The 569-nt window shown below is 71.2% G+C and carries 1 protein-coding gene; it reads right to left on the reverse strand.

The window, feature by feature from the left end:
* Positions 1-327: 327 nt before the first annotated feature.
* The coding region (locus IEZ07_RS35335; protein WP_191898780.1) for a response regulator transcription factor at positions 328-569 on the reverse strand (242 nt) is incomplete at its 5' end.

The raw sequence follows: 569 nt of genomic DNA on the forward strand, positions 1-569 counted from the left end.
GCGCGTCCACGGTCGGGGCCCTTTCCCAACTGCGCTGGCCCGTCCCGTCCGACCTTCTGCCGTCACCTACCGGCAGCGTGTCCACGGTCGGGGCCCTTTCCCAACTGCGCTGGCCCGTCCCGTCCGACCTTCTGCCGTCGACTTCGCGTTCATCCAACCTGTCCGGGCAGCTCGTCGTCCTGCTGGGTCCTGCTGCGCTGCCCGGTCGTTTCGTTCCTTGCGACGAGAGAAACACTAGCCGCCTCCGCAACGAATGTCTAATCCCGCCACTGCAGATTTTCGATGCCGATCGTGGCAGGGACCCGGGTGGTGCGGCCGGCGCCGGAGTCAGGCCCGGGCGGGCGGGAACCGTCTCAGCAGGGCCAGGACCCGGGCGAGGAACTCCTGCGGGTGGACCGGCTTGAGGATGAAGTCGTCGGCCCCCGCCCGGCAGGCCTCCTGGCGGGCGTTCTCGACGCTGTCGCCCGCCCAGGCGGTCACCATCAGCACCGCCACCTCCGCCGTCTCCGGGGTGGCGCGCAGCCGCCGGCAGACCTCGGGGCCGGGCAGGTTGGGCAGCCGCCAGTCCA

This window comes from Planomonospora parontospora, assembly GCA_014647935.1.
GTDB lineage: Bacteria > Actinomycetota > Actinomycetes > Streptosporangiales > Streptosporangiaceae > Planomonospora > Planomonospora parontospora.